The 13,597-nt window shown below is 72.9% G+C and carries 13 protein-coding genes and 1 tRNA gene; 6 read left to right on the top strand and 8 right to left on the bottom strand.

Annotated elements, in window-relative coordinates:
- The first annotated feature begins 242 nt into the window (after positions 1–242).
- Entirely contained in the window at positions 243–1,124 is an 882-nt protein-coding gene (erm, locus tag BM242_RS02875; protein ID WP_093836971.1) for a 23S ribosomal RNA methyltransferase Erm, read from the top strand.
- Between the two features lie 47 nt (positions 1,125–1,171).
- Here the strand turns inward: erm and BM242_RS02870 are convergent, their stop codons facing one another.
- Both BM242_RS02870 and speB read right to left on the bottom strand, forming a co-directional pair.
- Positions 1,172–2,482, bottom strand: a complete 1,311-nt coding sequence (locus tag BM242_RS02870) for an extracellular solute-binding protein (RefSeq protein ID WP_175541223.1) — start codon at positions 2,480–2,482, stop codon at positions 1,172–1,174.
- Between the two features lie 214 nt (positions 2,483–2,696).
- On the bottom strand, positions 2,697–3,686 hold the full coding sequence (gene speB, locus BM242_RS02865; protein WP_093836969.1) for an agmatinase: 990 nt from the start codon (positions 3,684–3,686) through the stop codon (positions 2,697–2,699).
- 116 nt (positions 3,687–3,802) lie between these two features.
- Here speB and BM242_RS02860 point away from each other — a divergent pair, with 116 nt between their 5' ends.
- A complete protein-coding gene (locus tag BM242_RS02860; RefSeq protein WP_093836968.1) occupies positions 3,803–4,600 on the top strand; it encodes a phosphatase in 798 nt (265 codons plus the stop codon).
- A 37-nt stretch (positions 4,601–4,637) separates the two neighbouring features.
- Here BM242_RS02860 and tesB read toward each other — a convergent pair whose 3' ends face one another.
- The 4 genes from tesB to BM242_RS02840 all read right to left on the bottom strand — a co-directional run bounded on the left by tesB (position 4,638) and on the right by BM242_RS02840 (position 7,412).
- On the bottom strand, positions 4,638–5,528 hold the full coding sequence (gene tesB / locus BM242_RS02855) for an acyl-CoA thioesterase II (protein WP_093836967.1): 891 nt from the start codon (positions 5,526–5,528) through the stop codon (positions 4,638–4,640).
- A 49-nt stretch (positions 5,529–5,577) separates the two neighbouring features.
- Positions 5,578–6,735, bottom strand: a complete 1,158-nt coding sequence (locus BM242_RS02850; protein WP_093836966.1) for an acyl-CoA dehydrogenase family protein — start codon at positions 6,733–6,735, stop codon at positions 5,578–5,580.
- A gap of 112 nt (positions 6,736–6,847) precedes the next feature.
- A tRNA-Met gene (locus tag BM242_RS02845) sits at positions 6,848–6,921 on the bottom strand.
- 74 nt (positions 6,922–6,995) lie between these two features.
- Positions 6,996–7,412 carry a Fur family transcriptional regulator gene (locus BM242_RS02840; protein ID WP_093836965.1) on the bottom strand — a complete coding sequence of 139 codons (417 nt, stop codon included), beginning with the start codon at positions 7,410–7,412 and terminating at the stop codon, positions 6,996–6,998.
- 196 nt (positions 7,413–7,608) lie between these two features.
- Here BM242_RS02840 and BM242_RS02835 point away from each other — a divergent pair, with 196 nt between their 5' ends.
- On the top strand, positions 7,609–9,072 hold the full coding sequence (locus BM242_RS02835; RefSeq protein WP_093836964.1) for a catalase: 1,464 nt from the start codon (positions 7,609–7,611) through the stop codon (positions 9,070–9,072).
- Positions 9,073–9,186: 114 nt separating this feature from the next.
- Here BM242_RS02835 and BM242_RS02830 read toward each other — a convergent pair whose 3' ends face one another.
- On the bottom strand, positions 9,187–9,585 hold the full coding sequence (locus tag BM242_RS02830; RefSeq protein ID WP_093836963.1) for a CBS domain-containing protein: 399 nt from the start codon (positions 9,583–9,585) through the stop codon (positions 9,187–9,189).
- 205 nt (positions 9,586–9,790) lie between these two features.
- Entirely contained in the window at positions 9,791–10,585 is a 795-nt protein-coding gene (gene hisN / locus BM242_RS02825; protein WP_093836962.1) for a histidinol-phosphatase, read from the bottom strand.
- 211 nt (positions 10,586–10,796) lie between these two features.
- Here hisN and BM242_RS02820 point away from each other — a divergent pair, with 211 nt between their 5' ends.
- From BM242_RS02820 to BM242_RS02810, 3 genes are all read left to right on the top strand, one after another.
- Entirely contained in the window at positions 10,797–11,294 is a 498-nt protein-coding gene (locus BM242_RS02820) for a TetR/AcrR family transcriptional regulator (RefSeq protein WP_093836961.1), read from the top strand.
- Between the two features lie 110 nt (positions 11,295–11,404).
- On the top strand, positions 11,405–12,196 hold the full coding sequence (locus BM242_RS02815; protein ID WP_139238243.1) for an alpha/beta fold hydrolase: 792 nt from the start codon (positions 11,405–11,407) through the stop codon (positions 12,194–12,196).
- Positions 12,193–13,590 carry a hypothetical protein gene (locus tag BM242_RS02810; RefSeq protein WP_093836959.1) on the top strand — a complete coding sequence of 466 codons (1,398 nt, stop codon included), beginning with the start codon at positions 12,193–12,195 and terminating at the stop codon, positions 13,588–13,590. The genes BM242_RS02815 and BM242_RS02810 overlap by 4 nt, the downstream gene beginning before the upstream one ends.
- Positions 13,591–13,597 lie beyond the last annotated feature (7 nt).

Here is a 13,597-nt window from a genome sequence, read left to right as displayed (position 1 = left end):
ACCCTCCGCCCGCGTATCCGGCGCACGGCCCTGGTCCGGCAGGACGGGCCGCCGGCCGCCGCCGCGGCCGTCACAGCCGCCGTCACATGATGCGGTTCTGACGTTCCGGCGCGCGCTCCGCCGCCTCCGCAAGCCCCGCGCCTGCCCGCGTACCAGGGCCCCCGGCAGCCCCGTTCATCCGGACGGGCCGCCCGGAGGGCCCATGTCCCGTGCGGTCCGTCCTCGCCGCAGAGGACCTTCCCTTGGTACGCCCCGAAGCGCGCCGCCGTGCGCGCCTGTCCCAGAACTTCCTGACCGACGGCGACGCCGTCCGGCTGATTCTGCGCTGCTCCGGCGTCCGGCCCGGTGACCTGGTGGTCGAGCCGGGCGCGGGCGAAGGGGCGCTGACCCGGCCGCTGGCGCGCCGCGCCGGCCGGGTGATCGCCTACGAGATCGATCCCGCCCTGGCCCGGCGGCTGAGCAGGCGGCTGGCCGCCGATCCGGCGGTCCGGGTGGCCGGGCGGGACTTCCTGACCGCCGGGCCGCCCGCCGAGCCGTTCGCCGTGGTGGGCAACATCCCCTACGCCCGCACCTCGGAGATCGTGCGCTGGTGCCTGGCCGCCCGGACGCTGACCTCGGCCACCCTGCTGACCCAGCTCGAATACGCGCGCAGCCGGACCGGCGGCTACGGCCGCTGGACGCTGCGCACCGTGCAGAGCTGGCCGGAATTCCGCTGGCGGCTGGGCCCGCGGGTGGGGCGGGAGGCGTTCACGCCGGTGCCGCGCACCGATTCGGCGGTGCTGCGGCTGGAGCGGCGGCGCACCCCGCTGCTGCCGCCGTCCGCGCTGCCCGCCTACCGGGCGCTGGTGGCCGAGGGATTCACCGGGGTGGGCGGCTCACTGCGCGCCACTCTTTCCCGGGGTTCCCGGGGTTCCCGGGGTTCCCGGGGTTCCCGGGGTTCCCGGGGCCGCCCGCCGGGCCGGGTACGGGCCGCGTTCCGCGCCGCGGAGCTGGCGCCGGGCACGCCAGTCGGGCACGTCACCCCGGCGCAGTGGCTCGCCCTCTTTGAGGAACTGCACCCGGCGGGGGCGGGCGAGCGGGCACCCCTCCCGGACGGGGACCCGGACCGGGGCCGGGACGGCTGAGCGTCCCGGCCGGGCCCCGGCCGCCGGGGGCCGGGGCCCGGCGGGGTTCAGGAGGTATCCGAGGCGGAGCCGGATTCCAGTTCGGCGGCGGTGGCCTGGAGTCCGCGCATCACCTCGGCCACATCGGTGTCCGGTTCGAGCACCGCGGCCAGCCGCTGCTGGATCTCACCCCGCAGCGGCAGCCAGTTGTCCTTGTTGACCGGCTGGAGCTGGGCGCCCGGCATCTGGTCGATGAACTCCCACAGCCGCTCGAACTCCTCGCTGGCCCGCAGCATCTGGCCGGCCGATTCGGTGGCCGGCACCGAGCCGTTCTGGGCGTTGGCCCGGGCCACGTTCTCCGGGTCGTACAGGAAGGTCAGAAAGCGGCCGATCTCCTCGGCGTGGCCGTGCTCCCGGAAGCCGAGCAGCCAGTCGGAGTGGCCGGCCGGCACGGCCGCGCCACCCTTCATGGCCGGGAAATCGGTGTGCGCGTAGGGGATCTTGTTGGCCTCCAGGGCGGGCAGCAGCGCCGGGTGGACCATCAGCATGCCCACCTCGCCGGTCATGAAGCCGGCGTAGGCGTCACCCCGGTTGAGCGTTCCGTCGGGGCCGGTCAGGCCGGGGGCCACCATGTTCTCCCGCAGCCATTCCAGCGCCCGGACGTTGTCCTCGTCGTCCAGGATGTAGCCGCCGGAGAGGTTGGTGTAGCCGCCGCCCGCGGCCAGCATCCAGACCATGGCCTCCTCGTGGATGGAGTCCGGCCCGAACTGGAGCGCGTACGGCGTGGTGACTCCGGAGTCCTTGAGCGCCTGGGCGGTCGCGGCCAGCTCCGCCCAGGAGCCGGGCGGCTCCTCGATGCCGGCCGCGTCGAACAGCGCGGTGTTGTAGAACAGCCGCGGGGTGCTGGTGATGAACGGGATGCCGAACTGCTGGAAGTCCACCTCCCCGGCATGCGCCAGGGTGGTCACGAAATCGGACTGCACCGGCAGCGGCAGGATCTCCTTGGCCTGGTAGAGCAGGCCCTCGGTGGCATAGCCGGCGTAGAAGGTGGCCTGGGAGATGTCCGGGGGGCGGCCCTGCTCGACCCGCTCGGCGAGGGTGGCGTCCAGCTCCTCCCAGGGCACCAGCTCGACCTCGACCGTCACCTCGGGATTGGCCTGGTGGAAGCGTTCGGTGAGATCGTCCCAGTACTCCTTGATCGGCACCGCGGTGCGCTCGCCGTAGTCGGCGGCGATCAGCTCCAGGGTGACCGGGCTGCCGTCGCCGCTCACGGGCCCGCAGCCGGCCGCCGTGCCGAGCACGGCCGCCGCGGCGAGGGACCCGGCCAGTGCCGCGGCCCGTGACGCTCTCGCCGGGCGCCGCCGTGTCCCCCGCGCCACGCTGATCACCCGGTTCCCCCGTCGCAGCCCCATTCGTATCCAGCCCGCCACTGCGCTGCCCTCTCGCCCACAGGAAGTTTCCGGCGGTCACGTCCCAGACCGACCGGAAGGTACGGGGAAGGAAACACCCAACCAAGCGGTCGCTCAACCCTCCGGACCGGACTTTTTTCCGGCACCGCATATCGGACACCCGCCGCTGCCCGCCCCCGGCCGCTCAGCGGGCGGCGCGCTCCCCGGCGACCTGCCGGGACATCAGGGTGGTCAGCTCGTAGGCGGTGTGCGAGGCGGCCACCGCGGTGATCTCGGCGTGATCGTATGGCGGCGAGACTTCCACCACATCCGCGGAGACCAGCCGGCAGTCCGCCAGCCCCCGCAGGATCTCCAGCAGCTCCCGGGAGGTGAGCCCGCCGGCCTCCGGGGTGCCGGTGCCCGGGGCGTGCGCCGGGTCCAGCACATCGATGTCGACCGAGATGTACAGCGGCCGGCCGCCTATCCGTTCCCGCAGCTGCTGCGCCACCTCGTCCACCCCGCGGCGCAGCACATCGGCGGCGGTGATGATCCCGAAGCCCATCTTGCGGTCGTCGTCCAGATCGCGGGGGCCGTAGAGCGGACCGCGGATGCCGACATGGGAGAGCGCCGAGGTGTCCAGGATGCCCTCCTCCACGGCGCGCCGGAACGGGGTGCCGTGGGTGTACCCGGCGCCGAAGTAGGTGTCCCAGGTGTCCAGGTGGGCGTCGAAGTGCAGCAGCGCCACCGGACCGTGGCGGCGGGCCACCGCACGCAGCAGCGGCAGCGCGATGGTGTGGTCACCGCCCAGGGTCATCAGCCGGGTACCGGTGTCCAGCAGTTCCCCGGCCGCGGCCTCCACCATCCGCACGGCCTCGCCGATGTCGAACGGATTGGCGACCACATCGCCCGCGTCGGCCACCTGCGCCAGGGCGAACGGAGCGGCGTCCTGCGCCGGGTTGTAGGGACGCAGCAGCCGGGACGCCTCGCGTATCGCGTTGCCGCCGAACCGGGCGCCGGGCCGGTAGGACACCCCGCTGTCGAAGGGCACCCCGAGGACGGCGACATCGGCGGTGCCGACCTCGTCCAGCCGGGGCAGCCGGGCAAAGGTCGCCGGCCCGGCGTAGCGGGGGACGCGGGAGGAGTCGACGGGGCCGCGCGGGATCGCCGCGCCGGAGGGCTCACGATGGGTGCTCATCCGGCCGAGGGTAACGGTGACCTGCGACAAAGCGGAGCGCTCCATTCCGCACGGTCCCGGATCACGTTTTGGACTCCGCGTAGTGCCGCCCCCGGCCGCGGGCCACAATGAACGTCATGGACGATCCGGAGAGCGCCACACCCCATCGCACCGACCTCATCAACCACCTGGTCAGGACCCGGATCGCGGGAGATGTCGCGACACCGCGGGAAAACAATCTGGCGCACTACCGCGAACTGGCCAACGGGAACCGCTACTACTGGTTCGGCCTGGAGCTCGGCGAGCGCTGGGCGGACGAGCAGGACGTGCTGGCCGTGATGAGCGAGCGCTGCGGGGTGAGCGACGACCCGGCGCACCGCTCGGGCCAGGACACCATCGACCCGGAGCTGACCGTGGCCGCCCTGGACCGGGCGGCGGTGATGCTGCGCAAGGCCGCCGACGACAGGCAGCGGGTACTGCTGGCGACCGGCCACCCGGGCGGGCTGCTGGATGTGCACGCGCAGGTCGCGGCGGCGCTGCGGGCGGCCGGCTGCGAGCTGGTGCGGGTGCCGCTGGGGCTCACCGCGGACGACGGCGTGGTGACCCAGATGGCGGGGGTGGCCGTGTACGAGCGCGGGGCCGGCCTGTGGCACACCCACTCCCCCGCACCGATGGCGGAGATCCTCGACGCCCTGCCGCAGGAGGGCGAGGAGCTGCCGGAGCTGGTGGTGGCCGATCACGGCTGGGCGGGCTGCGCGGCACAGCGCGGCATCGCCACGGTCGGCTTCGCGGACTCCAACGACCCGGCGCTGTTCCTGGCCGAGGCCGAGGGCACCCTCGCCGTCTGCGTCCCGCTGGACGACCATGTCGTCAACGCCCGCTTCTACGAGCCGATGACCGCCTATCTGCTCGCCGCGGCCGGCCTGACCGCCTGACACCGCCCGCGCGGGCCGCCCCCGCGGGCCGCCGGGCTCAGGACGCGCCGCGGGGAACGCGGACCACTCCCTCCTGGATGACGGAGACGGCCAGCTTGCCGTCCCGGGTGAAGATCCGGCCCCGGGCCAGGCCGCGGCCGTTCTGCGAGGTCGGCGACTCGGTGTCGTAGAGCAGCCACTCGTCGGCGCGCAGCGGACGGTGGAACCACATGGCGTGGTCCAGGCTGGCGCCGACCACATCGCCGGTGGTCCAGCCGCCGCGGCCGTGCGCCATCAGCACCGAGTCCAGCAGCGTCATGTCCGAGACGTAGGTGGCCAGGCAGATGTGCACGGCCGGGTTGTCGTGCCCGCCGGTGACCCGCCCGTTGGTGCGGAACCACACCTGGGAGCGCGGCTCGCGCGGCTCGCCCTTGGTGGCGAACGGCGGCTCCGCCACATAGCGCAGATCGATCGCGCGCCGGGCCTCCAGCACCAGCCGGGCCACGTCCTCGTGGAAGAACAGATGCCGGTACTTGGGCATCAGCTCCTCGGCCCGCGGCAGCGTCTCCGGATCCGGCGCGGCCGGCATCGGCTCCTGGTGCTCCAGCCCCTCCTCATGGGCCTGGAAGGACGCGGAGAGATGGAAGATCGGCTGGCCGTGCTGGACCGCCACCACCCGGCGGGTGGTGAACGAGCGCCCGTCGCGGATCCGGTCCACGGTGTAGACGATGGGCGCGCCGGGGTCGCCGGGGCGCAGGAAGTAGGAGTGCAGCGAATGCGGCGGCCGGTCCTCGGGCACGGTCCGGCAGGCGGCCACCAGCGCCTGGGCGGCCACCTGCCCGCCGAACACCCGGGGAATGACCGAGGCGTGGCTGTCGCCCCGGAAGATGTCCTGCTCGATCCGCTCCAGGTCGAGCAGATCGAGCAGGTAGTGCAGGGTCTCGTTCATAGAACAAGTTCTACCCGATGGCCGCGGAGCCGCGGCTCACAGGTCCGGCTCACAGGTCCATCGACTTGGAGACGATGGAGCGCATGACCTCGCTGGTGCCGCCGTAGATCCGGGTCACCCGGTTGTCCACGTACAGCCGGGATATCGGGTACTCCCGCATATAGCCGTAGCCGCCGTGCAGCTGGAGGCACTTGTCGATGACCACTGCCGAGCGCTCGGTGCAGAACAGCTTGACGGCGGCGGCGTCGGACGCGGTCAGGTCCTTCTCGTCGTGCGCGTCCAGCGCCTTGTCGATCAGCGACTGCATGGCGATCACATCCGTCTGGCAGTCGGCCAGCACGAACTTGGTGTTCTGGAAGGCGGCCACCGGCCGGCCGAAGACGATCCGCTGCCTGACGTAGTCGCGGGCGAAGGAGACCGCGGCCAGCGCCTGGGCATAGGCGTACATGGCGATGCCCAGCCGCTCCTGCGGCAGGTTGTGGGTGAGGTACTCGAACGCCCGGCCCTCCTCGCCGAGCCGGTCCGTCACCGGCACCTTGACATCGGAGAAGAACAGCTCGCCGGTGTCCGAGGCGAGCAGGCCCATCTTGTCCAGCTTGCGGCCCACCGAGTAGCCCTCGCTGGCCGTGTCCACCGCCAGGATGGTGATGCCGCCGCGCCGGTCGGCCGGGTCGGGCGGGGAGGTGCGGGCGCAGACCAGCACCCGGTCGGCCTGCACCCCGCCGGTGATGAAGGTCTTGGCGCCGTTGAGCACATAGTGGGTGCCGTCCGCCGACAGCTTGGCCGTGGTCTGCATGCCGGCCAGGTCGGAACCGGTGCCCGGTTCGGTCATGGCGATGGCGAACATCATGTCGCCGGTGACAAAGGGCGGCAGCCAGCGGCGCTTCTGCTCCTCGGTGCAGTAGGCCATCAGATAGGGCAGGCACAGGCCGACGTGCACGGAGGAGCCGCCGAAGCTGACTCCGGCCAGGCTGAGCTCCTCGGTGAGCACGGCCTGGTACTTGTAGGACTTCTGCCCGGCGCCGCCGTACTCCTCGGGAACCTCGATGCCGAAGATGCCCAGCTCGCCCAGCTTCTTGTAGAACTCGCGGGGGACCCGGCCGGCGGCCTCCCACTCGCCGTAGACCGGCACCACCTCGGTGGCGACGAACTCCCGGAACATCTGCCGGAACGCCTCGTGGTCCTCGTTGAACACCTTACGGCGCACTGCGGGCCTCCCTCATATCTAAGCGCTTGCTCAGCGAGAGGCTACTCCCCGGTCACTACCAGCACAAGCACGAGGGCCCGGATCCCTGTGGGATCCGGGCCCTCGTCTTCAGTAGCGGGGACAGGATTTGAACCTGCGACCTCTGGGTTATGAGCCCAGCGAGCTACCGAGCTGCTCCACCCCGCGTCGTTGTGACTCCAGCCTAACCCGCCGCCTCGGCCGGCGCCAAATCGGTTTCCCGGAGCGCGGCGGCGCCCGGCTCAGGCGGCGGCGCAGTCCGGGCAGCGGCCGTAGTAGGTGACCGCCACCTCCGAGACGGTGAAGCCGTAGCGCTCCTCCTCGGGCAGCACGGCCAGCGGATCGCCGCTCAGCCGCACGTCCCGGATCGCGCCGCAGCCCGAGCACACCAGATGCTGGTGGCTCTCGGCCACATTGGGGTCGTACCGCTTGGCCCGGCCGTCGGTGGTGACCTCCCGCACCTCACCGAGCGCCACCAGCTCGCCCAGGGTGTTGTAGACCGAGGCCCGGGAGATCTCGGGCAGCCGGCCGGCGGCGAGCGCGTGCACCTCGTCCGCCGTGTAGTGCACATGCTCGCCGGCCAGCACCTCGGCGATGACCCGCCGCTGGGCGGTGAGCCGCCAGCCGCGGGCGCGGAGTCGCTCCAGCAAGTCACTCATGGCCACCACTCTAACCGAGCCCCTGTTCGGATCGATGTGATGCAGTTCTCGATCATATTCAGAACTCTGATGATTCTTGACTTGGACAATGTCCAATATAGGATCGGCTTCGGCCACGGCCGAGGGCCCCGCACCACAGCGGTGCACCGCGCCGGCCGGCAGCCGACGAGCACAGACCCGAAGGGCGTACAGGCAGATGACCGACCAGTTCACAGCGGGGCCGCTGACCACGGAGGCCGGTGCCCCGGTCGCGGACAACCAGAACAGCCAGACCGCCGGCGCCGGCGGCCCGGTCCTGATCCAGGACCAGTTGCTGATCGAGAAGCTGGCCCACTTCAACCGGGAACGCATCCCGGAGCGGGTGGTGCACGCGCGCGGCGCCGGCGCCTACGGCACCTTCACCGTCACCGCCGATGTGACCAGGTACACGCGGGCGAAGTTCCTGTCCGGGATCGGCAAGGAGACCGAGGTCTTCCTGCGCTTCTCCACCGTGGCCGGCAGCCTCGGCGCGGCCGACGCGGTCCGCGACCCGCGCGGCTTCGCGGTGAAGTTCTACACCGAGGAGGGCAACTACGACCTCGTCGGCAACAACACCCCGGTGTTCTTCATCAAGGACCCGCTGAAGTTCCCCGACTTCATCCACACCCAGAAGCGGGACCCGTACACCGGCTCCCAGGAGCCGGACAACGTCTGGGACTTCTGGAGCCTGAGCCCGGAGTCCACCCACCAGGTGACCTGGCTGTTCGGCGACCGCGGCATCCCGGCGAGCTACCGCCACATGGACGGCTTCGGCTCGCACACCTTCCAGTGGACCAACGCCGAGGGCGAGGCGTTCTGGGTCAAGTACCACTTCAAGACCGAGCAGGGCATCAGGAACCTGACCCAGGCGGAGGCGGACGCGCTGGCGGGCAAGGACCCCGACAGCCACCAGCGGGATCTGCGCGAGGCGATCGAGCGCGGCGAGTACCCGGTCTGGACGGTGCAGGTGCAGCTCATGCCCGTCGCCGAGGCGGCCGGCTACCGCTTCAACCCGTTCGACCTGACCAAGGTCTGGCCGAACGAGGACTATCCGCGGATCACCATCGGGCGGCTGGAGCTGAACCGCAATCCGGAGAACATCTTCGCCGAGGTGGAGCAGTCCGTCTTCTCCCCGCACCACCTGGTGCCGGGCATCGGCCCGTCCCCGGACAAGATGCTCCAGGGCCGGCTGTTCGCCTACGGCGACGCCCACCGCTACCGGGTCGGCGTCAACGCCGACCAGCTCCCGGTGAACCGCCCGCACGCCACCGAGGCGCGCAGCCACGGCCGGGACGGCCTGCTGTACGACGGCCGGCACCGCGGCGCGAAGAACTACGAGCCCAACAGCTTCGGCGGCCCCTTCCAGACCGGCGCGGCGCTGTGGACGGGCACCGAGGTCGGCGGGGTGACCGGGACGCACGCCGCACCGGCGCACGCCGAGGACGACGACTTCGTCCAGGCGGGCATGCTCTACCGGCTGATGCCGGAGGAGGAGAAGGAGCGCCTGATCGAGAACCTGGCCGGCTCGCTCTCCCAGGTCTCCCGGGAGGACATCATCGACCGGGCGATCGCCAACTTCCGCCGGGCCGACGAGAACTACGGCAAGCGGCTGGAGGCCGCGGTCCAGGCCCTGCGCGGCTGACCGGCCGGCCGGCTGCCGCGGGGCGCCGCCGACCGGGGATTCACCCGCGGCCGGGCCCGGCCGGATCCGGATCACGGATCCGGCCGGGCCCGGCCCGTGCGCCGCTGCGGGGGTTCAGCCCACGGTGCTGAGTACGGGGGTCCAGCAACTGATGATGTCGCGCACCGAGACGATGCCCACCGGTCCGGCGGGGGCCTTGTCGTCCAGCACGATCAGGTGGCGGAAGCCGCCGGCGGTCATCGCCGCGGCGGCATCGGCCAGGGTCCAGGTGGGCGCGGCGAACACCACATCGGTGGTGGTGTGGGCGCCGGCCCGCTCGCGGTCCGGGTCCTGGCCGGCGCCCACCGAGCGCAGGATGTCCCGTTCCGTGATGATGCCGATTCCGGCGGTGTCGGGGTCGTGCACCACGGCCGCGCCGACCTTGCGGCCGGACATCAGCCGGGCGGCCTGACGCAGCGTGTGGTCGGGGCCGATGGTGAGAACGATGGTGCTCATGGCGTCGCGGACAAGCACGGGGTGACCACCTCCTGGTGAATGCCGCCTCCCGGGGGCTGGAGAAAGCATTCACAAAGTCACAAGCGGGGGGATACTCATGCTCACACGTGCATGCGCCGCCAACAAGAGTGCGGCGGGCGGCAGCCGCGACGAATTCGGGGCGCGCCCGCCCCGCCCGCACCACCCGCGCAGCCTCCCGGCGGAGCGGGGCCGCGCGGGGTGCTCAGTCGCCCAGATGGCCCAGCAGGTCGGCATGGAGCAGACCGTTGGACGCCGCGGCATTGCCGCCGTGCACACCCTCCCGGCCGTCCAGGCCGGTGAACCGGCCGCCCGCCTCCTGGACGATGACCGCGTTCGCCGCCATGTCCCACATGGACAGCTCCGGCTCGGCGCAGATGTCCACCGAACCCTCGGCGACCATCATGTACGGCCAGAAGTCGCCGTAGGCGCGGGTGCGCCACACCTCCCGGGTCAGCCGCAGAAAGTCCGGCAGCCGGCCGCGCTCCTCCCAGCCGGTCAGCGAGGAGTACGCGAAGGAGGCGTCCGCCAGCCGGGACACCCCGGACACCCGCAGCCGGGTGGCCGAGGACAGGCTGCGTCCGCTGTACGCGCCCGAGCCCAGCGCCGCCCACCAGCGCCGGCCCAGCGCGGGCGCGGACACCACCCCCACCACCGGCCGGTCGCCGCCCGGCCCGCGCTCCATCAGCGCGATCAGAGTGGCCCACACCGGGACGCCGCGCACATAGTTCTTGGTGCCGTCGATCGGGTCGATGATCCACCGGCGCGGCCCCCGGCCCTCGCTGCCGTACTCCTCGCCGAGCACCGCGTCCCGGGGCCGGGCCCGGGCCAGCGAGGAGCGGATCAGTTCCTCGGCGGCCTTGTCCGCCTCGCTGACCGGGGTCATGTCCGGCTTGGTCTCGACCTTCAGGTCGAGCGCCCGGAACCGCTCCATGGTGGCGGCGTCGGCGGCGTCCGCCAGCACATGGGCGAGGCGCAGATCATCGTGGTAGTCCGGCATGCCCGCCACAGTAGCCGCCGGCCGGCCGGGGCAACCACAGCCGTCCGGACCCGCCCGGCAGGGCGGCGGGGCGCCCGGGGCGGGTGCGGCGGGCGGGACGGCCCGGCAGGGCTCCGCAGGGCGTCTTGACACCCTTCCGCACCGCGTCAATTCTGTGCCTCACCAGGCCATTGCCGCTGCCATAGCCGCTGTGCCGCCGACGGAGGCGCCGATGCCCACCGCGCGAGAGTCGCTGCTGAAAGCCGCCCGGGCCGCCGTGCACGCCCGGCCCTGGCAAGGGGTGCGGATGGTCGATGTGGCCGCCGCGGCCGGGGTCTCCCGGCAGACGCTCTACAACGAGTTCGGGGACAAGGCGGGGCTCGGCGCGGCGCTGATGGAGCAGTGCGTGCGCGGACTGCTGCGCGGCCTGGAGGAGCATCTGCGGCACGACGAACGCACCAGCGACGAGGAGGCGCTGGCCGCCGCCGCGGACTGGATGGTGATCGCGGCCCGCGGGGACCGGCTGGTGCGTGCCTCGCTGACCGGCTGCCGCTGTCCCGGGGTGCCGGGGCCGCCGCCCGATCCGGGCAGCCTGCTGGCACAGCTGCGGGACCGGGCCGTCCGGACCCTGTCCGGCCCGCACGGCAGCTCGGACGAGGCCCTGCCGCACCGCTGCGAGACCGCGCTGCGGCTCGCCCTCTCGCATGTCGTGGCGCCCGCCGCGGCCTGAGCGGCGGGCGCCCGGGACACCCCGTTTCACTGTCGCGGCGCGCCCCATTTCGTGCGTAATGTCGTCAATATGCTGAATCAGCGATCCGCGGCCGGAACCGGGTGAACCGCATGGCCGGCTCCCCGTGCGCGCACCTCCGGCTCAGCTGCGGCGGGGTGCACATCTCCGCCCGGTGCTGGCCCGCCTCCCCGGCGGCGGCCGGGCAGGCCCCGGCGGTGGTGCTGGTTCCCGGGTTCGCGGTGTCCGGCCGCTACCTGACACCCACCGCCGAGCGGCTGGCCGGACCGTTCCGGCTGTACGCGCCGGACCCGCCCGGCTTCGGGCGCAGCGGAAATCCCCGGCGCGCGCTGTCCGTCCCCGGGCTGGCCGACAGCCTGCGGGGATGGCTGCACGCCGTGGACGCCGAGGGCGGGGGCCTGCTGGCCAACTCCTTCGGCTGCCAGATCGCCGCCGATCTCGCGGCCCGGTACCCGGAGGCGGTCCGGGCCCTGGTGCTCACCTCTCCGACGCTCGACCCCGGCATGCGCTCGGCCGCCGGGCTGCTGCGCGGCTGGCTGCGGGAGACCCGCACCCAGTCCTGGCCGCTGCGCCGCATCCTGGCCGCCGACTACCTGCGCGCCGGACCGCTCCGCCCGCTGCCCACCCTGCGGTACGCGCTGCACGACGCCATCGAGGACAAGCTGCCGCGGGTCACGGCCCCGGTCCTGGTGGTACGGGGCACGGCCGATCCCCTTGTCTCCCGGGCGTGGGCGTCCCGGGCCGCCGCCCTGGCGCCCCGGGGCCGGACGGCGGAGCTGGACGGGGCCCGGCACGCCATGGTGCACGAGGACCCCGCCGCGCTCGCCGCGGTCGCCGGGCCGTTCCTCCGGGAGCACCTGGGGCACGCGGAGGAGGACCGATGAGGACCGGCAGCCGCACCCCCGCCTTTCTGGCGGGCTTCGACTCCGCGACCGCGATGGTGCGGGCCACCGCCGCCTTCCTGGCCGGCCGGGACTTCCCGGCCCTGGGCTTCCCGCCCGTGCTGCAGCGCCCCGCCACGCTGGTGAACACGCTGCCGCGCCGGCTGCGGGAGACCGTGTACATCCTGACCGGCTGGGCGGGCACCGTCCCGCAGCGCAGGCTGGCCCGCCTGGACGCCGGGGAACTCTCCGGCTGGGCCGCCCGCCAGTACCCGCCGCGGCGCTATCCGGCACTCGCCATCGGCTCCGCCAACGGCGCGGTGGTCCATCTGTGCGCCGCGCTCGGCATGCCCTGGCTGCCGCAGACCTTCCTGGTACCGGTGCGGTGGCGGGTCCATCCCGACGAGCCGGCGGAGGCGCTGCGCGCCGGCCTGGAACCCGCCCGGACCCTGCTGGCGGCCAATCCCGACCTGCAACTGCACCATATGCACGACGCCAGCCAGGACCGGCTGATGGCCCGGACCATGGCCTACTTCCGGGTCAAGCGGCTGCGGCTGGGACCCGACTACGAACGGTTCCTCGCCGAACGGCTGGAGAGCGGCGGCACCGTCTTCGTCATCGACTGCGAGCGGACCTGGCCCACCCGCCGGGTGGCCGACCGCCATGTGTTCCAGCACGGCGCGGTGGGCGGCGCCACCGAGGAGGAGTTCCACCGCGGCGGCCCGCGGGTGGCCGGCTATCTGCGGCGGTACGGCTCGCACCGCCGCCGCTGGGAGGGCCCGGAGCCCGACGGGCGCAGCCCCGAGGCGGAGTGGGGATTCGAGCCCGCCCTGCTGGACGACATCGAGCGCACGGCACGGCGGCACGGCCACCGGGTGGTGCGGGTCCGCTTCCCCGAGCCGCAGGCCATCAGCCCGCTGGTCGCCGATCTGTACCGGTGGTGGTACGGGCTGCGGGGCATCCCGGCGGACCGGCTGCTGATCGAGAGCTTCATCGTGCTGGAGCCGTGGTGGACGCTGCGCACCGGATCGACGCCGCTGTGGACCGAGTTCAACACCGAACCGGCGCTGCGGGCGGCGAGCGGGTACCTGGACCGGGCGGGCCCCTTCGGCGAGATCTGTCTGATGCTCTTCAACCACGGTGTCGAGTCGGTCGGCGTCGCCGGCGCGGACCAGTGGCGGAGCCTGCTCGCCCGGGCCGGGAGGCGGGGCGAGTGGCTCGGCGGGGAGCCCGCCAAGTACCCCCTGGACTTCGCCCAGTACGCCCGCTATCACCGCGCCCTGCGGCGCCTTCCCGCCCGCCGCCCGATGCCCGCGCCGCTGGCCCTGTCCCAGCTCGACGCCTTTCTGGCGGAGTACGGCGACCGGTACCGGGTCCGCTGGGAGCGGCTGCGGTGACCGCGCG

The sequence above is a fragment of the Streptomyces aidingensis genome, from assembly GCF_900112355.1.
Taxonomy (GTDB): domain Bacteria; phylum Actinomycetota; class Actinomycetes; order Streptomycetales; family Streptomycetaceae; genus Streptomyces; species Streptomyces aidingensis.
Note: the sequence above shows the minus strand (reverse complement) of the source record. Positions and strands in the feature narration are given on the sequence as shown.